The organism is Campylobacter sp. 2457A, from assembly GCF_020135895.1.
GTDB lineage: Bacteria > Campylobacterota > Campylobacteria > Campylobacterales > Campylobacteraceae > Campylobacter_D > Campylobacter_D taeniopygiae.
On record NZ_JACHTO010000013.1, the window covers coordinates 24,170 to 45,048 of the forward strand.

General features: G+C 29.4%; 17 protein-coding genes, 2 tRNA genes and 1 pseudogene. 4 read left to right on the top strand and 16 right to left on the bottom strand.

Going from position 1 to position 20,879, the window contains the following annotated elements; translation table 11 throughout:
* Positions 1-7: 7 nt before the first annotated feature.
* The 9 genes from H2280_RS05270 to H2280_RS05310 form a co-directional block, all read right to left on the bottom strand.
* Positions 8-223: a hypothetical protein gene (locus H2280_RS05270; protein WP_337215894.1), complete on the bottom strand. Its 216-nt coding sequence runs from the start codon at positions 221-223 to the stop codon at positions 8-10.
* Between the two features lie 735 nt (positions 224-958).
* A tRNA-Gly gene (locus H2280_RS05275) sits at positions 959-1,033 on the bottom strand.
* 45 nt (positions 1,034-1,078) lie between these two features.
* Positions 1,079-2,245: a molybdopterin molybdotransferase MoeA gene (locus H2280_RS05280; protein ID WP_337215895.1), complete on the bottom strand. Its 1,167-nt coding sequence runs from the start codon at positions 2,243-2,245 to the stop codon at positions 1,079-1,081.
* The gene (gene murA, locus H2280_RS05285; RefSeq protein WP_337215896.1) at positions 2,242-3,498 is read right to left on the bottom strand and encodes a UDP-N-acetylglucosamine 1-carboxyvinyltransferase; all 1,257 of its coding nucleotides are present in this window, start codon (positions 3,496-3,498) and stop codon (positions 2,242-2,244) included. The genes H2280_RS05280 and murA overlap by 4 nt, the downstream gene beginning before the upstream one ends.
* Before the next feature lie 56 nt (positions 3,499-3,554).
* Positions 3,555-3,950: a flagellum-secreted nonflagellar protein FspA gene (fspA, locus tag H2280_RS05290; RefSeq protein ID WP_337215897.1), complete on the bottom strand. Its 396-nt coding sequence runs from the start codon at positions 3,948-3,950 to the stop codon at positions 3,555-3,557.
* A gap of 66 nt (positions 3,951-4,016) precedes the next feature.
* Positions 4,017-4,586 (bottom strand): anthranilate synthase component II, encoded by a 570-nt coding sequence (locus H2280_RS05295; protein ID WP_337215898.1) that lies wholly within the window; start codon positions 4,584-4,586, stop codon positions 4,017-4,019.
* A complete protein-coding gene (locus H2280_RS05300; RefSeq protein WP_337215899.1) occupies positions 4,583-6,358 on the bottom strand; it encodes a bifunctional chorismate-binding protein/class IV aminotransferase in 1,776 nt (591 codons plus the stop codon). The genes H2280_RS05295 and H2280_RS05300 overlap by 4 nt, the downstream gene beginning before the upstream one ends.
* The gene (locus H2280_RS05305; protein WP_337195790.1) at positions 6,348-7,412 is read right to left on the bottom strand and encodes a tyrosine-type recombinase/integrase; all 1,065 of its coding nucleotides are present in this window, start codon (positions 7,410-7,412) and stop codon (positions 6,348-6,350) included. The genes H2280_RS05300 and H2280_RS05305 overlap by 11 nt, the downstream gene beginning before the upstream one ends.
* Before the next feature lie 476 nt (positions 7,413-7,888).
* Complete coding sequence (locus tag H2280_RS05310) at positions 7,889-8,878, bottom strand: c-type cytochrome (protein WP_337215900.1); 990 nt, start codon at positions 8,876-8,878, stop codon at positions 7,889-7,891.
* Between the two features lie 169 nt (positions 8,879-9,047).
* On the opposite strand from H2280_RS05310, the gene H2280_RS05315 reads away from it, so the two are divergent.
* Positions 9,048-9,188: a hypothetical protein gene (locus tag H2280_RS05315; RefSeq protein WP_337215901.1), complete on the top strand. Its 141-nt coding sequence runs from the start codon at positions 9,048-9,050 to the stop codon at positions 9,186-9,188.
* On the opposite strand, the gene H2280_RS05320 is transcribed toward H2280_RS05315, so the two are convergent.
* The 5 genes and pseudogenes from H2280_RS05320 to H2280_RS05340 form a co-directional block, all read right to left on the bottom strand.
* Positions 9,176-9,808 carry a hypothetical protein gene (locus tag H2280_RS05320; RefSeq protein ID WP_337215902.1) on the bottom strand — a complete coding sequence of 211 codons (633 nt, stop codon included), beginning with the start codon at positions 9,806-9,808 and terminating at the stop codon, positions 9,176-9,178. The genes H2280_RS05315 and H2280_RS05320 overlap by 13 nt on opposite strands.
* Entirely contained in the window at positions 9,805-10,041 is a 237-nt protein-coding gene (locus H2280_RS05325) for a hypothetical protein (RefSeq protein WP_137623628.1), read from the bottom strand. Before H2280_RS05325 ends, H2280_RS05320 begins: the two co-directional genes overlap by 4 nt.
* Positions 10,016-11,074: a DHH family phosphoesterase gene (locus H2280_RS05330; protein WP_337215903.1), complete on the bottom strand. Its 1,059-nt coding sequence runs from the start codon at positions 11,072-11,074 to the stop codon at positions 10,016-10,018. Before H2280_RS05330 ends, H2280_RS05325 begins: the two co-directional genes overlap by 26 nt.
* 8 nt (positions 11,075-11,082) lie before the next feature.
* Positions 11,083-13,257, bottom strand: a complete 2,175-nt coding sequence (flhA, locus tag H2280_RS05335) for a flagellar biosynthesis protein FlhA (RefSeq protein WP_137623626.1) — start codon at positions 13,255-13,257, stop codon at positions 11,083-11,085.
* Positions 13,241-13,656 (bottom strand): annotated as a pseudogene (locus H2280_RS05340) (Rrf2 family transcriptional regulator). The gene flhA and the pseudogene H2280_RS05340 overlap by 17 nt, the downstream one beginning before the upstream one ends.
* 149 nt (positions 13,657-13,805) lie before the next feature.
* Between H2280_RS05340 and rpsO the strand changes: the two are divergent.
* Entirely contained in the window at positions 13,806-14,078 is a 273-nt protein-coding gene (gene rpsO / locus H2280_RS05345; protein ID WP_137623624.1) for a 30S ribosomal protein S15, read from the top strand.
* 29 nt (positions 14,079-14,107) lie between these two features.
* On the opposite strand, the gene H2280_RS05350 is transcribed toward rpsO, so the two are convergent.
* Positions 14,108-17,071, bottom strand: a complete 2,964-nt coding sequence (locus tag H2280_RS05350; RefSeq protein WP_337215904.1) for a DNA translocase FtsK — start codon at positions 17,069-17,071, stop codon at positions 14,108-14,110.
* A gap of 108 nt (positions 17,072-17,179) precedes the next feature.
* Positions 17,180-19,429 (bottom strand): flagellar hook-associated protein FlgL, encoded by a 2,250-nt coding sequence (flgL, locus tag H2280_RS05355; RefSeq protein WP_337215905.1) that lies wholly within the window; start codon positions 19,427-19,429, stop codon positions 17,180-17,182.
* A gap of 172 nt (positions 19,430-19,601) precedes the next feature.
* Here flgL and H2280_RS05360 point away from each other — a divergent pair.
* Positions 19,602-19,688, top strand: a tRNA-Leu gene (locus H2280_RS05360).
* A 183-nt stretch (positions 19,689-19,871) separates the two neighbouring features.
* On the top strand, positions 19,872-20,621 hold the full coding sequence (locus tag H2280_RS05365) for an ADP-ribosyltransferase (protein ID WP_337215906.1): 750 nt from the start codon (positions 19,872-19,874) through the stop codon (positions 20,619-20,621).
* Positions 20,622-20,879 lie beyond the last annotated feature (258 nt).

Here is a 20,879-nt window from a genome sequence, read left to right on the forward strand (position 1 = left end):
AACGTTTTTAGTTTTGAGTGTAAATATTTAAATGTTTAGATAATTTTTCTAAATTATCGCTACAACAGAAACTAAAATCGCACTTACCTTCTCCAAAAATTTCATTGTATCTTTTTATTTTGTTTTCAATATCGCTTTTAGTATTGATAACGTATATTTTATAATCATTTTTATTTGAATATAAGGCATTTTGAAAAAGATAAACAATGGATAAATCAGTCATAGGGAATGAAAATCCTTTTAGCATTTTTTATCAATTTTCTCATTTGCTTGTAATTTTATAAAAAATTTGCTTATTTTATTTTGTCTTTTCAAGATAAGACGTTTCACCTCTTAAAACATCCCCTCTTGTTTTAAAAGGTAATAGAGTTGTAAGATAAGTTAAAAGTTGCTCTAAATTATTCTTCATTTTTATATAAAATCATTATCTATAAAGTATTTTGATAATTCAGAAAGGGTAGGGTAAGAGTTAATTAAAGATTTTGAAAATCCAGCGCCAAAAAAGAAAATACCATCGTGTTATATTGTATAAAAATCCTTTTTTTGATTGGCATTATATTAAAAGTAGTTTTTTGTGTTATTTTCACTCATTATCAATATAAAATAAAAAAATATTGCTTTAAAATTAATAAAATTTATTTATTTAAATTATAAAAAAAATTAATTTCATAATTTTAATTATTTTTTTAGTATAATTTCAATTATCTTTAAATAACATAAAATATTTAAAGATATGAACATCTTTCAAAGAGTAAGTTTAAAGCTAAATTAGTTTCCTTGACTTCATCTTTCACTCTTTTAGCTTTAGATTAATCATTCTAAATTAAAGTTTGGTTTTTTAGCAATATTGTTTTTTAGCAATATTGCTAATTCTTTATTTAAAATAAATCATATTCTTTTAATTGTTTAAAATAGGGTATAGGATAAATTGTATTAAATTTTTAAGAAAGAATCAAAGTGGAGCGGGAAACGAGATTCGAACTCGCGACCCCAACCTTGGCAAGGTTGTGCTCTACCCCTGAGCTATTCCCGCAAGTAAAAGCGAAATTGTAATAAATTTTTTATTCTTTGTCAAGAATTAGAGCTTTAAAAGCTGTATTTGATCTCCTTTTTGATAAATTTCTACATCCTCTTCGCTTATGAGTAAGAATTCGCTACTAATTAAAGGCAGTATCATGCCTGATCCAAATTGATTGTTATTAAAAGGCATGAAAAATTCATCTTCTAAATTTCCTAAAATGAAATTATTTCTTCCTTTTTTAATTTTTAGATCAGTTCCCATTTTAGCACTAATCTTAAAAGATTTATGAGAAGTATTGCAAAGTAAATCAATAATTTTTTTAGCAAAAATAAAACAAGAAAGATAAGCCGCCATAGGATTTCCTGGTAAAACTAAGGCTAATTGTTTATCTTTTTTATAAAGTTTGCTAGGACGAGCAGGGCGCGCTTTTACGCCTTTGAAAATAGCCTTATAGTTTAACTCATCAAAGGCTTTTTCTAAAAAATCAGCTTCACCCACACTTGCACCACCGGAAGTGATTAAAAGATCAAAATTTGTTTTAAAAAGAGTATCTTTAACTATGTTAAAATCATCTTTTACGATTCCAAGATATTGAATTTCACAATGCTCTAGCATAGTCATTAGTGGCAATGCATTGGCATTGTAAATGCTTTCTTCGTCGCAAATTTGCCAAGGTTCTTTAAGTTCATTGCCACTTGAAAAAATGCCTACGCGAATTTTTCTTACAACTTCAATTTTATAAATTCCTTGAGAGGCAAGTAGGGCAATATGTCTTGAATTTAACTTCGTGCCTTTTTTGAGTAAAAATTCACCTTTTTTTAATTCTTCACCCTTTAAACGTCTTGCGTTAAACTGCTTAGGAATTTTTTTGATAATAAGCTTGCCATTTTCTAAATGCTCATCCTCGATCATTAAAATCGTATCAGCATTTTTTGGCATTTTTGCTCCAGTCATAATCTTATAGCATTCATTTTTGCCAATTTCATAAGTTTGATTATCTCCTGCAAAGATAGTGCCTTTTATGCTTAAAGCTTCTTTTAAATCCGCATAATTAAAAGCATAGCCATCTAATGCCGCATTATCAAAACTGGGTAAATTTTTTTGCGCATAAAGATCCTCTGCTAGGATGCGATTTTTTGCATTTTCCAGACTAATGATTTCAATTTCTTCTAAAGGCTTGATTTCTTTTTCTAAATCTTTTAAGGTTTCAAAAAGATTTTTCATTCCTCAAGCCTTGTGATTTTAGCTCCTAAGGCTTTAAATTTATCTTCTAAATTTTCATAACCTCTATCTAAGTGATAAATTCGGTGCACTCTGCTTGTGCCTTTAGCAGCAAGAGCAGCAAGTATGAGAGCCGAGGAAGCACGTAAATCTGTAGCCATAACATCAGCTGCATTGAGTTCTTTTCCACCTACTATGGTTGCAATGTGCCCGTTAAGTTTAATATCTGCTCCCATTCTTAAAAGCTCACTTACGTGCATAAAACGATTTTCAAAAAGTCTTTCATCGATGATGCTTGTTCCTTCTGCTTTTAAAGCTAAAGCCATAAATTGCGCTTGCATATCAGTTGGAAAACCTGGATATTCACTGGTTAAAATCTCTATAGGCTCTATTTTTTTAGCTGAAAATAGGGTGATATTGTCATTTTCTATTAGAGTTTTAAAACCCATTTGATCGAGTTTTGCTAAAACAGCTCCTAGGTGTTCTGCATTGACTTTTTTAAGTTTGATTTGTGAATTGGTGATGGCTCCTGCACAAAGATAAGTTCCCGCTTCGATTCTATCAGGAATTACGCTAAATTCTTTAAAATTTAAAAGCTCGCCATCTGTGCCATAAATTTCAAGTTCATTGCTTCCTATACCTTTAATATCAAGTCCCGCATCGGCTAATATTTCACAAAGTTGCACAACTTCTGGCTCTTTAGCTACATTTAAAAGCTTAGTTTTTCCTTTGGCTAAAGCTGCAGCCATAATGATATTTTCACTACCTGTAACGGTGATCTTATCAAAAAGAATTTTAGCCCCTTTAAGCTTGCCATTTGCGATCACATAACCTTGCTTGATCTCTATATTTGCTCCCATTTTTTCTAAAGCACTTAAATGCAAATCAATAGGTCTTTGACCTATCGCGCAACCTCCTGGCAATGAAACCTCGCAATGCCCAAAACGTGAAAGCAGTGGGCCTAGTGTGAGTATAGAAGCGCGCATTTTACGCACGATATCATATTTGGCAATGGTTTGATTAAGTGTGGTTGTGTTTATAATTGCAGTATTGTTTTCAAAATTTGTTTTTGCGCCTAAATTTTCAAGCAAGGATATTAAGGTTTTAATATCTGCTACATTAGGAACATTGGACATTTTAACTTCATTTTTAGCAAGTATAGTGGAAGCGATTAAGGGTAGGGCGGCATTTTTAGCACCGCTGATTTGAACTTCACCTTGTAAAGAATCAACACCTTCAATTTCTAAAAAAGTCATATTTTTCCTTAAAAATTAAAATGCCTTATTATAGCATTCTTAAACTTTTGGAAAAATTATTTATTTTGCTGATTTTGAAGCTCTTGAATTTGTGCTTGGATAGTTGAAGATTGACTGATTAAAGTTGAGACTTGACTTTGCAAACTTGCAAGTTGATTTTTATCAGCATTGGCCATTTTTCCTGTAAGTTCAGCTATTTTTGCTTGTATTTGGGCTAATTTTTGCATTAATTGCGCAAGCTTATCAGTGCTATCACCTTGAGAATTGCTTTCATTATTTTTAGCATTTATTTCTTTATTTGATTTTTCTTTTGCTTCTTTGGAAATAGTGACTTCAACAGCGGAATTTGATTTTTGATTTTCTTTTACTTCTTCTTTTGTTTGACTATTTTCTTTATCCGAATTTATTTTAGCGTATTGATTTAAGCCGCTTAAAGCATTATTGATTTGCATAATTTTTCCTAATAAATTTTTACATCTTAAATATCGTCATTTTTTTAATATTTTTTATATTTAAAATCAATGAATTTTCATAAAATTACGGAGTATTTTTTTACCTTGTTGGCTTAAAATGGCTTCAGGATGAAATTGAACCCCGTAAATATCGTATTTTTTATGCTTAATCGCCATAATAACACCTTGAGAATTTTTGGCTAAAATTTTACATTTTTTAGGCATTTTGCTTATGTGCAAAGAATGATATAAACAAATTTTAATATCTTTTTTTATGCCTTTAAAAAGTGGATCTTTTTTAAAAATAAGGGTTGAAGTTTTACCATGGGTTGGATTTTCCATTTTGCTAACTTCACCCTTAAAGACTTTGGCTATACATTGATGCCCTAGGCAAATTCCTAAAATTTTTTTACTTTTTTTAAAGTATTTTATAGCTTTAAGGCTTAGTTTTGATTCTTCGGGAGAATTTGGACCTGGGGAGATGATTAGATGAGTAAAATCAAATCGGCTTAAATCTTTTACTTTTTTAAATTCGTCATTTTTAATAACTTTGCATTGATATCCTAATTCTTTTAAATAAAAAATAATGGTATAGCTAAAAGAATCGTAATTATCTATAAATAAAATTTTTTTCATTGTAAATGAACCTTTTTTAAGCCTCTAACAGAATTAATGCAATAAATTTCATCCGCCTCTATCAAATCTTTTTCATAAAGATTTTTTTCTTGCACATAGCCTAATTGCACTAAAAAAGAGCGATAAATTCCATTTAATAAGCCGCTATTTAAAGGTGGCGTATAAAATTTGCCATTTTTATTTATAAGTATATTACTTCTTGATCCTTCGCAAAGTTCATTTTTTTCATTGAAAAACGCTATGTCATAGCATGAATTATTTTTCCACAATGAAGCCTTATCTTCGTATAATTTTCTTATAGAACTTTTATGATATAAAAAATCACTTTTTGAATTTAATTTTTCCTTGCTTAAAAATAGGGTATTGTTTGTGTTATCTTTTATATGATGATAAGAAATATGATAATTTCCATTTTTTTCTAAAGTAAGTTTCACAATGGCTTGTTTGTGTTTAGTTTCAAGTTTGCTAGTATAAAATAAATTATGCTCTTTCAAAAAAAGCTTTTTATTTAGTTTGTGGATACTTAGGTTTAAAAACTCATTTGCATCGGCTTTTTCTTGTAATATTTGACTAAATTCTTTAAGTAAAATTTGAGTGTTAAAATCAAATTTTATAGCCGAATTTAAAAGCCTTTGTAGGTGTTGTTTGAAAAACAGAATTTTGCCATTTTTATAATACATGGTTTCAAAAAGAAAAAAATCTTTAGGCATTAAAAATTTAGCCTTTAATTTTAACTCATCAAATTCATCATTTAAATTAGAATCCCAAACCAAACCACCGCCTACGCTGTATTGATAATTTTCTCTTTTTTCTAAAGTGCGTATTGCAACGCTAAATTTGCTTTTATTTTTATGTATAAGTCCTATCGAACCACAATAAATTCCACGTTCTCTTTTTTCAAGATTTTCGATGAGTTTTATGGTTTCAATTTTAGGAGCACCGGTGATTGATCCACAAGGAAAAAGAGCTTTGAAAATTTTATAAAAATCAATATTTTTCTTTAAAGAGCCCTTGATTGTAGAAGTCATTTGGTGCAAAGTAGGGTAACTTTGTATCTTAAAAAGTTTTACTTTCATACTTTGTTTTTTAATAAGCTTAGAAAGATCATTCCTTAAAAGATCAGCAATCATCACATTTTCGCTTAAGTTTTTAATATCATTTTTTAAAAAAAGTTTATTTTCCTTATCTTTTTTTGGATCTTTATCTCGTTTGATTGTTCCTTTCATAGGTTTTGTGATGATTGTATTATTTTTAGTTTTGAAAAATAATTCCGGAGAAAAAGATAAAATTTCTCGATTTTCATCTTTAATATAAGCTTTAAATTGTGTATTTTGTCTTTTTAATAAAAGATTAAATAAATCAAAGCCATCAAGTAAAGTGTCAAAATGAAAATTTTGAGTGAGATTGACTTGATAGCTTTGACCTTTGGCAATCGCTTCTTTAACTTTTAAAAAATTTTCTTTATAGTTTTGAAAATTAAGCCCATCATAAAAAGAGGGTAAAAATCTATCCTCTTCAATAGAAAAAACAGAAAATTCCCTCCTTTTTTTGTAAGCAAAAAACACCAAATAAGCCTCTTTGCTTTTAAAATTATCATCATATAAATATTTATAAAATTCATAATCAGCAAGGATTATAAAATAAAATTTTTCTTTATGTTTTTTAGCAAAATTGAAATATTTTTTGCTTTGTTTTTGATTGCAAGCTCTTAAAATGTATTTTAGATCATAATACAAATACTTTCCAAAAACTGCAAAATTTTCAGCGCTCACTGATCTCCTTTGCAACTTGTGCAGCAAGTTTTAATTTGTCGTTATCAAAATGAGTATAAATTCTTGAGGTATTTAAGCTCGCATGTCCTAAGGCTTCTTGCACTAAAACTAAATCTTTTTGTTTTTTATAAAGCAAAGTGGCAAAAGTATGACGCAGCATGTGTGCTCCATTTTTTTGTTTGCGAATTCCTGCGCGAAATAAAAGTTGCTCAACGATGCGACTAACGTAAGATTGGGTTAGGGGAGTGCCTTTTTTATTGACAAAAAGCAAGGTATCTTTGCTCATATAGTTTATTTGGACATTTTTAAGCAAATGCTCTATGAGTTCTTTTTTAATCATAACAATACGGTATTTATTACCTTTTGATCTTATTCTTATAAGATAAAGATCGTTTTCTTCGCTAATATCGCCCATTTTTATGTTGATAGCTTCACTGACTCGAATTCCTGTAAAAATGATGATTTTGATAATGAGTTGATTGCGTATAGTATTGCTTTTAAAATCAGCATTTTCTATAGCATCAAGAAATTTTTTAACTTCTTCTTCGCTCATAAATTCGGGCAGTTTAACACCTTTAGAACCTGTAATTCCTGCCCAATTTTTAAGATTAATATCAAAGATATGAGATTTACCATCTTCTTCATTTTGTTTATCTAAAAAATCAAAAAAATTAATCACAGCAATTCTGTGATTTTTTTTACTTGCATCAGATAAAGATCCCGTAATACTGGCTAAAATTTCAACGATTAGCTCTTCATCGATTTGTTTTAAGGAATGGAGTTTGTAAAATTTCAAATATTCAAAAAGCTTTTTTAAAGGATTAAAATAGGTATTAACTCCGCTTAAACCTATATTTCTTGCTTTTTTTGCTAAAGCATCTAATTCTTCTATATTTGAAATGCCTTTGGTAAGCGCAAAATTGATTTTAGCTAAAATTTCTGGATTTTTGAGTTCTTTATTCGAAAGAGAATTGAGTTTAAATTTTACATATTTGGCCAACCAAAATAAAAAAGATTTTTCAAAACTTTCTTCACAATCTAAAGGATATTTCATTTTTATTTTCCCAATTTTATTTTAAAAGAATATTTTAGTATCAACTTAGTAAAAAAAAGCTTTTTATGAGTCGAAAAAACTTTTTAGACTAAAAAATATAAAATACTTAAAAAAGTATGATAAAAGGTAAAAATACATATTAAATTCTAATTTTGTATTGAAAACTATAATTTTCAAACTTTTTTATTTTTATGGAAATAAAGCGTTTGTTTATGCTTTAAAGTATGGATATTTCATATTTTAAATACTTTACCTTTTGTAGGTTTCTAATTTATCCATAAAATTTATTGTATAAATTTATTGATTTTTATTTGTATTTTGAAAACTAAATTTTAGCTTTATTATTTTTTTAGTTTTAATACCCTATTGCGAATTTTTGAAAATTATTTTTTACAATTTAAAGAAAAAGATTGTAATAAAATTTTAGAAAGAAAATTAAGAAAGTTAAAGGCAAGAAAATTTCTTGCCTTAGAGAATTATTTTTTTAACATTGGTTTATAAGGTCCGTAACGATGTTGTGTTGTAGAAAAACTATCATCATAAGGTCCAACATCCATATCCAAAGGTTTTACTTTTCTATCAGGAAAATCTTGATCTCTATGTGGTTTTACAGGACGAGATTGAGAATTCATATAAGCAGCTACATCATAAGATTCTTCAAGAGTTAAGCTAGGATCACCTTGAGGCATATTTTCTTTAATGTAAGAAGCTGCTTTGATTAAGCGATACATTCCTGCTCCTGTATTATAACTATCTTTTCCCCATAATGGCGGATAAATGTAGTAGGCTCCTTTGGTATCTTCATTTTTTAAACCTTGGCCATTTTCTTGGTGGCAAACTGCACATTTATCCATATAGATTTTTTTACCTTTTTTTGGATCAGCTGCTCTTGTGAGATAATCTATTTTTTTAAGGCTTTGACCTTCGATCTTAGCTCCCACTGGAACACCTTGAGACAGCCATTGCATATAAGTAAGCATTGCTTTCATTTCTGGAGAATTTTCAGGCATACGTTTGCCATTCATAGATCTTTCGTAACAACCATTGATTCTATCTGCTAGAGTGATCACTTTATCCGCTCTTGCATTATATTGTGGAAATCTTCCCCAAATTCCTACAAAACCTGCTTGATTTGGAACACTTCCAGCCGCTGCGTGACAGCTAGAGCAAGATAGATTGTTTCCGGCAAATCTTTTTTTTGGATCTTTTGCTTGAGGTCCAGTGTATTTGCTAGTTTCATTAAGAATTTTGTTACCAAAAATTACCATTTGGGCGTATTTAGAATCTTTTGGCATTTTGCTCTCATCGATCGTACCATCTTCATTTAATGCCTTAGGTAAAACCCATTTAGCTTTAGGCAAGTCAATACCTGTAGCACTTTTGGTTTTTTCTAATTTTTGATCAAGTGCAAATGCACAACTTCCAAATAACATCAATGCCAAAGCTACTGAAATTTTCTTTTTCATAAGCTTTTCTCCTTTTTAGAAAATTAAATCACAATTAATTATATAATTTTGGTTAATAAAAGTCAATGAAAATTAAAAAAGGATTAATCGTTAAATTTTTAATAAAAAACTAAAGTAATTTAAAATAAAATACATATTTGCAATATTTTATATAAGGTTTAATTTTCAAATGAAAAATTTAAGCATTCAAGAAAAAAGAGATTTAGATACTTGTGTTTTTCAAACTCTAGGACAAAATAATTTTTCCGATAAAATCGGTTTTTTTAAAAAAATATTTTTAAAAATTAAACTATTTTTTTATTCTAAATAATACCAATTAAAATCTTTTGCTGTATAGGAAATATCTTTAAAATCTGGAGATTCTATAAAGAATTTACATTTTTTATCTAAATTTTCTATACCATAGACTTTCATGGCCATTTTAGAATTATGTTTTAAAAGTTCTATACCAACACACGCTTGGTTATTGACTTTATAAAGTAAGGTTCCGCCCTCTTTTGGATCCATATTTAAAATATCCAAATTTGGATTTTTACTCATGTCATCTTTATTTTGACTAAAACTATAATGCAATTTATAATAAATCATAATATCTTGCATAGCATTTTTTAAATCCCATGTTATTTGTTGGATTATTTGCCCATCATTTTTATATAAAGTTAGAAAATCGTGATTTAAAAAATCATTAAAATTAGAATCTTTGTCTAAATTTTTGCAAGAATTGTAAGTTTTTAAAATTTGCACTTGATTAGATTTGATTAAAAGATCTAAACATTCTTTATTGTTTTTATAAAAATGGACTATTTTTGCATTTTCAACTTTAACATTTTTATCAGAAGTTTTTTTATAAGCAAAATCACTCAAATTTTCATAAATATTGGCATAGCTTAAAGAATATAAGCTTAAAACTATCGTAGCTATTTTTTTCATAGAAATAAATCCTTATGTTTATTTTTTAAAAATTCCACAACTTCTAAAATTTCATCAACGCCCTCTTTTTGAGAATCTTTTAATACTAAATCTATATTGTCTATATACGCCTCAATGGCTGATTCTAATTTCTCTCTTTTAACTCCAGCATATAAAAGCATAGCCTCTAAAACAATGCTTAATTCATATTGCAAATCTTCTAACTCTTCATTTAAGTTCTTTTGTTTCGACATCTTTGTTTTCCTTTTTTAATTCTTTGCTTTTGATAAGATCAAGAATTTGAGCTTTGATATAAGGGTAATTCGAGCTATCTTTATAAGCTGAAAATAAGCCACCGCTTGCATTTTTATGCCCTCCTCCACCAACTAATTTTTTAGCCATTAGACTAACGTCGATTTTACCATTTGCTCTAAAACTTAGCGTTTTTCTTGAACTTACATCAATAAAAAAATCATAGTCTGGATTTTTGATTAAAAAATCATTGCCAATGATGGAAGTATTTCCTATATTAACAGTTAAAATTCCTTTATATCCTTCATATTCTATGCTAAATTCATCTTTTAACTCCCCTAGTTTTTCAACAACAAAACTAGAAATTAAATTAGCAAGTGTATCATCATAATTTCTCATAAAAAAATCTTTTTTTATAAAGTGTATAGCATTTTCAAGCAAAATATGAGAATTTTCTTTTCCTATAAATTTAATAGCTCTTTCAAAAAGAAAAAATATATAATAAACCTGTATTTCTTTAAACATCACTCGATTGATTTCTTTAGCATTAGCAACTAAGCCTAAAAAAACTTTTCCAAGCTCAAAATTTTCATCCGCGTTTAACCAAATATCTACAGCATTAACTACATCAACAAAATGTGAAAGTTCTAAATTTGTATGGCAAATTTTAGAGAAAAAATCATAAGTGATTTTAGTAGCTGATCTTTTTGAGTCCAACAAATACCAAGGATATTTTTTTGCACACTCTTCCCCACTTTGATGGTGATCAAGTAAAAAAATCTTAATCTTTTTTTCTTGACATATTTTGTCAAATTCTTCGCATTGTGAAAGGCTTAAATTTAAATCCGTGATTAAAATAATTGCTTTTTCAAAATTTTCATCTTTTTCAATATCGCTTAAAATAGCATTAAAATTATCATTGATTTCTTTTCCATAGTTTGAATTGTAAAATTTCACATTCTTAAAATAAAAATGAGTGATAAATTGACAAGCATAACCATCAAGATCTGTATGTGAAAGATGATAAATTTTCATTATTTTCCTTAAAGTTCTATCTTAATAATACCTTCTGTATTGAAATTGGTATTTTCAGCAATTTCAGCAAAGCTTAGCACAACAATGTTAATATTAAAGTTATAACAAATATCGGCAATAAATTTTCTAAGTTGCGGCTCAACACAAAGTATGAAAGGTTTGATACGACCATTAGAAACCGCAGCCACTTCGGCTCTTAAAGTATCGACTAAAACGCCGGTTTGTGCTACGCTTAAAGGTAAATGATAACTACCGTCTCTAAATTGGACATTTTCCATTAAAATCGCCGAACTAGCAGAATCTAAAATAAAAATATCTAAATTTCCTTTATCATCTAAATACATATTTGTAATCATTCTTGCCAACGACGCTCTTACATGCTCTATAATCATGTCAAAACTTTTACTCACTTCGGCAATATCGCTAACTGACTCTAAAATAGTAAGCATATCTTTAATTGGAATATGATACTTGAGTAAATCTTTTAAAATCTTTTGAATAAGACTTACAGGTGCCACACTTAAAGCACCTTCAACTATAATAGGATAATCGTTTTTAACCTTATCTAAAAGGTTTTGCACTTCTTGACGTGTTAAAAGCTCGCTTGCATGTGATTTAATAAGTTCACTCATGTGAGTTGAAATCACACTAGCAGGATCGATCACTATATAACCATTAAGAGTTGCTTCATCTTTTAAATTCGCATCAATCCAAAGTGCATCGGAATTAAAAGCAGGTTCTTTGGTGGCTATACCCTCAATTTCTTCGGTGATAAATCCACTATCCATAGCCAAATATTTATCCGGATAAATTTCAGCACTCGCTATGGAAACTCCTTTTAATTTAAAGCTGTATTCATTAGGCTTAAGTCTTAAATTGTCACGAATTCTTATTTTTGGCATTAAAAATCCTAAGCTTTCTGCGATACTTCTTCTCATGGATCTAATTCTTTCAGTCAATTCGCTTTCAGCTAATTTTATAAGTCCATATCCAAGTTCAAGTTCTAAAATTTCAACCTTAAGAATATCATTAATTTTATGCTCTTCTTCTTTTAAAATTTCTTCTTCGCTTTTCTTAGCAGGAACTGCAGCATTTGGCGCAGCTGCTCCACCGCTAGCTGCAGCACTCGGCTTAGTCTTTTTAGCTGCCATGATTTCAATTTTACCCTCTTTTACTTGTTTGGTTAAAAATCCTAAACCTAAAAAGACTAAAGACATAAATCCTAAAGATAAGTGAGGCAAACCTGGTACTAAAGCAAAAATAAACAAAACAAAACCTACGATCAATAAGGTTCTGTATTCACTTAAAAGCTGATTTAAAGTTCCTTCTGCAAAATTATCCTCATCTTTACTTGCGCGAGTAATAATAATAGCCGTAGCTGTAGAAGTTATGAGGCCAGGAATTTGAGATACAAGTCCATCACCTATGGTAAGTATAGTATAGGTTGAAGCAGCTGTGGATAATGGCATATCGTGTTGAAAAGAGCCGATTAAAAAGCCTCCGATAATATTGATAATTGTGATAATAATACCAGCAACTGCATCACCTTTGATAAATTTACTCGAACCATCCATCGCGCCATAAAAATTCGCTTCAGCGATTATTTCTTGACGTCTTGCACGTGCTGTTTGTTCATCAATAAGACCGGCATTTAAATCTGCATCTATAGCCATTTGCTTACCAGGCATCGCATCAAGTGTAAATCTTGCTTGCACTTCAGAAACCCTAGTACTACCTTTGGTTACAACCATAAAGTTAATCAAAACAAGGATGCAAAATACGATTACCCCAATAACCATATTTCCACCAACCACAAATTCACCAAAAGAAGCGATGATCTCACTTACAACTTCAGGTCCATTTTGTCCCTCGCTCAAGATCATACGCGTTGTGGCGATATTTAATGAAAGTCTAAAAAGCGTTATGATTAAGATTAAAGTCGGAAAGGTGGTTAAATCGGTTGGTTTTGGAATATAAATAGAAATAAGGATAATCAAAACCGATAAGGCAATACTCAAAGCTAAAAAAAAGTCCAAAATAGGACTTGGCAAAGGAACGATAATAATAGCTAAAATACAAACTATAAAACCAACTATAGTGAGACTTTTAGCCTTTAAAACCGGTCCTATTAAAGGTCCTAAAAAAGGAAAAACAAGATCAAATATTTTATTTTTTTTTGCCATTTATTTTTTCATAATATCCGCTAAGGTTATAGAGCTTAAAAATCCATCTATTCTATCTTGTAGTTCTATAAGCATGGGCATAAGAGTGCAATTTTTCTCTTTATTGTCAGGACATACCCCACCACTACATTCAAAAACATTGACTTCTTTTTTTTCTACGCTATTTATAATTTCTTTGATGTTATATTCCTTAGGATCTTTTGCTAAAGTAAAGCCCCCTTTTGTACCTTTGAAAGAATTAAGCAAATTATCCCTAGCTAAGGTTTGCAAAATTTTAGCTAAAAAACTTTTTGGAATATTAAGCTCAGTGGATAGGAAATCTACATCTTGAGGTTTTTCTTTTTGAGCAATGTAAATTAAAGAAAGTAAAGCATATTCGCTTGCTTTGGTAAATAGCACAAATTTCTCCTTAGAATATATAGTTTTTAATTATAATAAAATTTTCTTAGAAAATGGCTTAAAAAATTAAATAAAAGTTATTTCAGTTTATTTTTGGTTTTTATTTGATAAAATCACGGTTTTTAAATTATACCAATCAGGAGGTCAATATGGCTTTAGATTCGGCTAAAAAAGCAGAAATTGTTGCGAAATTCGCTAGAAAACCAGGTGATACTGGCTCAACAGAAGTTCAAGTAGCTCTTTTAACTGCAAGAATTGCAGAGCTTACAGAACATTTAAAAATCTACAAAAAAGATTTTTCTTCAAGATTAGGACTTTTAAAACTAGTTGGACAAAGAAAAAGGCTTTTAAGTTATCTTAAAAGAAAAGATTATAATTCTTATTCTAAATTAATCAATGAATTAAATCTTAGAGATAAATAATTTTTATAATATCCTTTATTTAAAGGATATTATAAAATCTGTCTTTTGCCTTTAGAATCAGGCTCACTTAAAAATCCCTCTTTTGTTAATCTTTCTATTATGTTTGCAGAACGATTATAGCCTATATTTAATCTTCTTTGTATATAAGAAATACTTGTTTTTTGATCTTCTAGAATGATTCTTTTTGCATCTTCATAAAGCTCATCTACTTCATTATCATCTGAAAAAGTATCATTTACTAAAGATGAATTTTTAGAATCTTGCAAGAAATTTTCATCATAGCAAACTTCTTCTTGATCTTTTAAGAAATCTACAATTTTTTCTATTTCAAATTCACTTGCAAATGGGGCGTGTAATCTCACAATAGAACTTGTTCCAGGAGGGGTAAATAAACAATCCCCTCTTCCTAGCAAGCTTTCAGCTCCCATAGCATCTAAAATAACTTTAGAGTCTATTTTCTGCCCTACTTTATAAGAAATTCTACTTGGTAAATTTGCTTTGATAAGACCAGTTACCACATCTACAGAAGGGCGTTGAGTAGCAACAATTAGATGAATTCCGCTTGCTCTTGCCATTTGTGCAAGACGCCCTATGTAAAATTCTACATCTTTACCTGCAGTCATCATCAAATCAGCCAATTCATCGATAATAACAACGATAAAAGGTAATTCCTCGCCGCCTATTTCTTTCATTTTTTCATTGTAATTTTCTATATTTTTAGTTTTTGCATCCGCCATTAATCTATAGCGTCTTTCCATTTCCGCAACCATATTAGAAAGAGCATTAACTGCTTTTTTAGGATCTGTAATGACAGGGGTTAAAAGATGTGGGATGTCATTGTAAATACTAAATTCAAGCATTTTTGGATCGATCATCATTAAACGTAAAGTTTTTGGAGAATTGCGATATAAAAGGCTTAAAAGCATAGAATTAATCCCTACGCTTTTTCCACTTCCAGTTGTCCCTGCTATTAACAAATGAGGTAATTTTTTAAGATCAGTCACAAAAGCATTACCTACAATATCTTTTCCTAAAGCTATAGTTAAAGGGCTTTTAGAGTTTTTAAATACTTCGCTTTCTAAAATTTCACGCAAATAAATCGTTTGAATTTCTTCATTTGGAACTTCAATTCCCACTACATCTTTTCCAGGAATTGGAGCTTGGATGCGTATAGATTTTGCCATTAAGGCCATGGTTAAATCATCTTGTAAATTTAAAATTCTACTCACTTTTACATCAGCACTTGGGCGAAATTCAAAGGTAGTTACTACAGGCCCAACATAGGTTCTAGTAACATCACCCCCTATTTTAAAACGGCGTAATTTTTCAAGTAAATTGTAAATTTTTTTATCAATTTCAAGCTCATTAACATCATATTTATGCTGCGAAAAATTAGCTAAAAAGTCAAGCGGTGGCAATTTAAAATCTTTTGGCTTTTCCATCTCTCCTTGTTCTATTTCTTTTAAAAGTGCTTTATTGAGTTCAATTTCTTTTGCTAAAATAGCTCTTTGTTTAATAATTTCCTCTTCTTTGTTTTCACTTTTAATTTCTTCTTTAAATTCATTGTCATCTTGTTCTCTAATTGCTTCAAAGGCTTTTTGAGTTTCTTCTTTTGATTCTTCTTGGAGTTTGATAACAGGAATTGGCTCGATATAAGGACGATCTAATTCTTCAACTACGGGCATAAAATCATCAGTATTTTCATTCATGCTTTCTATTTCTTTAGGTTTAAAGTTCTCTTCACTAAAATCTAAAATTTCAGGTTCTTCAAAATTTGCATGATATTGCATAGTTGGTTGATCGGCTTCTATTATTTCTTCTTTTGTTGCAGGCTCTTCAAAGATTTCTTTAGGCTTAATCACTTCTTGTTTTATTGTAAGATCTTGAGTTGTTTCTTCAAAATTGTATTTATTACCTTCTATGATATTATTTAAATCTGGTTCCAATTTATCATTTTTTTCTAATTCTTGAATTTCTTCTTTTACTTTATTTTCAAGTATTTCATTTTGATAAGCTTTGTATTCTTGCTCTAATTTTGCTTTTTGTATCAAATCTTCTCTTTGTTCTAATTCTTTGGTGAAAATTTTTGGTTTTATTTCTTGTTTTGGTAGTGAAATTTCTATATTTTTTCTTTTATAGCTTGGCTCATCCAAATTTCTACCCGTGGTATCTATTTGCTTAATTTCTTCAAGTTTTTTAGGTTTTAAAAAACGTTCTGGGATCATATCTACCTCTTCTTTTAAAATAAAATTAAATTCTTCATCAAGACTTATACTACTTCTACTAGCCTTTTGTGCAAAATTTCTAACCTGTTGAGAATTTTCATAAACAAAACTTTTTGCCTCTTTTAAACTTTCTTTATCAATTTCTACTTTTTCATCTAAAATTTGATTTTTTAATTTTTCAAAATTTTCTTTAGCTGTTGTGATAGAATTTTTACTTGCATTAATATTATTGATTTTTACCAATTCTTCAACTTCACTTAAAGTATTAACTGGATGTTTTTGCTTAACCTCGATAATTGGAGCTTGTGGTTCTGATTTTCCTATATCATCCTTATCGCTATCTCCGCCGAAAACTCTCATTAAAAGTGTTTTTAAAGCATGTTCTAATTTAAGTAAAATAGTAAAATTTAACTCTATTTTTAAAAGTTCTTTTGCAAATTTTGGAAAGAGTAAAATCAAAGAAAAAACAAAAAGTAAAAGTGCAAAAATACCACTTCCAACATGCCCTAAAAGAGTGGAAAAAACAGTATAAACGAATTCTAAAATATAGCCATAACCTCTATAAAGCACAGAAAAAAGTAGAAGTAATGAAAAGAAAGCAAAACCTATACCAAAAAGTTCTTGACGTGAAAAATTTTCTATTTTATAGCTTCTTTTGTAGTAAAAATAATTTAAAATAAATAAGAAAAAAGGGTAATAATATCCAAATTCCCCAAATAAAAATAAATTTATTTTATAAATCCAACTCCCCATACTAGGAGTTAGCATACAAAGACATAAATAAAAAATACCAAAAGTAGAAATAGTAAAAATGGCTTCTTTTTTGATGTTTTTTCCTTAAAAAATATTTTTTAAAGAAGCCATTATAGCATAATTTTACATATAATTTAATAAACTAAGTTGAGATATAGTAGTGCTTGCTTTAAGGGAAGCTTGGTATGCAAGTTGGGTTTGCATTAAATTCATCATCGCTTCGCCATAATCAACGTCAATAACATTTGTTTTAATACTTTGCACATTCACACTTAAAAAACTCACTCGAGTATTTACCCCATCTATGATATTGTGATAAGCACCCATAGTTGTATTAAGTTTGCTTACATGATCAGCCAAGTGATCAAGCCTTTCTAAAGCGCCTTGCATTCCTGTATTTCTAGGATCGGCTGAATTTCCATCTGCTCTCATATTGCCACTTAAAACTGCATCGATCATAGTATCAAGATCTTTTATAAGATCTACATTTGGTTCATCTATAGTTAAAGCATTGTTTGCACTAAAGCTAAAATTTGGCCCACTTTGAATTTGTGCTGTTTCAGTATAAGGAGGTACTGGAAAATGACCACTTTGAGAATCGCTTAAAGAAATTCCTATGTTCGTTCCTGAAGAAAGTTTATCTGTAACGCTAATACGTCCTTTATAATCCATACTAACATCTACAGTTGCTTGAGAATCTTTTATGAGTTGTTGGATATTGTCATAACCTGTAGCATCAACCTTGTTATTGTTAGCTGTGATGCTTTGAGTAGGCACTTTATCAGAGGCAAACATACCGATGATATTATTAATTTGCCCATAAGTTATTTCATCTGAAGGAGTTACTACCCCGCTATTTCCTGTCGTAGGATCGGTATGCATGATAGGAAAACTTATAGTTTGTCCAGGATTATTAGGATCGGGATAGCTTACGGTGGATTTTCCCAAATCTATCGTTACATCATAAGTTTTTCCACCCTTGGAATTGACTTTTAAATTTAAGGTGGTACCATTTAGACTATCTCCTGCCATCACCTCGCTAAGTTTGGTTGAATCTGTTGCATAGGCATTACTTCCCTTGATAACTTGAGAAACATTGCCATAAACAGTGTTGCCATCTTTTTCAAAATAAACATTATCATAATCTGCACCGTTGGCTTTATTACCATCTGAATCAGTCATATTGCTTTTAATGAAATCGGTTTGGGCTAGACTAAAGCTAAATTTTTGTTTAGTTCCATCCTTTTTCGTTAATTCAATTTCAACTGGAGTTTTTGGATTAGTGATATCACCATTTTGTATAGCAGCCTTCATGACTTCGTTGGTAATATCTTCCATTTTAAGATCATTTTCTTTGGCAAATTCCAGCATACCTTTAAAATCTTCAGTTTTTTCCATTTGCGGAGTATAGGCTACGGCATGAAAGTCTAATTTATTATTGCCTTGTTTTAAATCTGTGATTTGAATTTGACCGCTATTGTTGATGCTTACTTCTACAACTTTATTGTTAGGAGTGTTGCCATAAAGTGCGCCGATTTGTTCTAGCACATCTTCTATTTTATCATCTGGTTTTACCAAAACTGCACTTTTAAAGCTTGTGCCATCTGGTTTAGTTCCTTGAACATAAAGTGTCGAAGGTGGAAAATCAAGCTTTTTATCTTTATCTTCAAAATCATCATATGGATCTAATTTTCCATCTTTTACATAATTTTGTCCGATAAGCTGTTTCCAAGCAGAATCTCCATTTAAATACTCTTGTTTGTCTGCTTCAGCGTAACGATTATCCTTAAAGCTGATATTGGTGGTAATTTGCTTTTTATAGTCTCCATCGGCTTTGAAAAAGAGATCCCAACCAGGGATATTGTAAGGACTTTCAGTTCCTGAGCCAGTTACAACGTTGATATTATTTTTATCACCATAATAATTACCATTAGAATCAAAAGGTTTGTTCGCAACTTGAGAACCGGCAAAAAGATATTGACCATTGACGCTAGTATTTGCAAGTTGCAGAATGCTTTCTTTGATACGTTGCAATTCTTTTGCTATCGCTTCTCTTGATGTTTGAGAATTACTATCACTAGCTGCTTGAGTAACTTTAACTTTAAAATCTTCTAAAAGCTTAACCATATCTTGCAAGGCTTTCATGCTATTTTCGGTTAATTCTTTAGCAGAACTCGTTGCTTGCTTAACCTGCTCTAGCGTTTTTAACTCATATTCTAAACGAGTATTGTCTATATAGGTGCTTGCATCTTCGTAAGAATTTTGAATTTTCAATCCTGAAGCAAGTTGTTGAGAGATCTTATATAAGGCACTTTGCCCACCCATTGAAGTGCTAACAGAATTGGTGAAATTTAATTTATTTGTAATTCTCATTTTTTTCCTTAAAAAATTAATAAACTAGAATCTTTTGTCAATATTGCTACAATTTATAAGCAATAAGTGTTCCAAAAAATCAATTCTTATATTTTTTTAAAATATTTTTTATCAAAACCTTTATTTTAAATTGTTTTTTAGCTAAAAGAAATATAATTATAGTTTTAATTAAGCCCGAGTGGTGAAACTGGTAGACGCGCCAGACTCAAAATCTGGTAAGGGCAACCTTGTGTCGGTTCGAGTCCGACCTCGGGCACCATTCTATCATAACTTCTTAATTTCATACTTACAATAATAAAAAATGAAATTTTCTATCTTGTTTAATCTAGATTCGATATCAGTCATTTCTATTTCAAAAATAAAAGTTATCATATTAAGAGCTTTATAATATTGAATAATTTTCCGATATTTATAAGGAAATATTTATTAAAAGGAGTATTTAATGAAAAATATTATTTTTTTACTTTTATTTTTAGGTTTTCAATTATCTTTAATGGCTGATGAAGAAAGCTATAAAAAATTTAAAACTGGTAGAGAAGCTGTAAATTGGTGGATACAATTATATGGAAATAATATTTTATCCAAAGAAGAAAGAGATATAGTTTATCAATATACTTATGGTGATTTTGTAGTGATCAATGAAAAATTAAGAAATGGAGAAGGACTTTATTCTTTAAATGAAAAACAAAAGGATATGGTGAAAAAACTTGACAAAGCTTTAAGAAAAACAATCATATTTGAAAATTTAATTGTTTATCGCTATGAAAATTTAAGTTTTATATTTAGACTTTTAGATCAAGGTTATTTTTCAAAAATTTATAAAAATGGAAAATTTACAGATCGGGCCAAAACTTATCTGGAGTTAATCAGTCATAAAAAATATAGAGACTATGGTTTTATGTCTACTACAGCAATTAGAAATAGTGTATTTCAGTCAAGGCCGGTTGAACTTGTTATAAAAGTTCCAAAATTTTCAGATACACTTTTTGTCTCTTTAAAAGGACTTGCTGCATTTGAAACTCAATATGAATTACTTTTTCCAAGAAATAGAGTTTTAACCATAGAAAGTTATGAAATATCTCCGGATAAAAAAAGACTGACAATTTATGTTAAAATGACAGGTCCTTGTTATATAAATCAACCTTGTGAGATTGAAAAAGTAGATAATTTAAAACAACCATCAGAATTTTAGTTAAATGAGATAAATTCTCATTTAACTTGATGATATCTGATTTTTTGAAAATTTGAATCGCTTTTATATTGTTTTATTTCTCTTAATTTAATATAAAATAAGCAAATTCTTTATCTTCAAATAGCAATTATTTATGTTTATTTATTGCCCTCTTTTTAAAATTATTACTTTTTATCTTAGCTGGATTAAAATTATTTTTACAAATTTATATCTTTAAATATTTTTAGATAAAATACAATCATATCCATAAAAATTTTT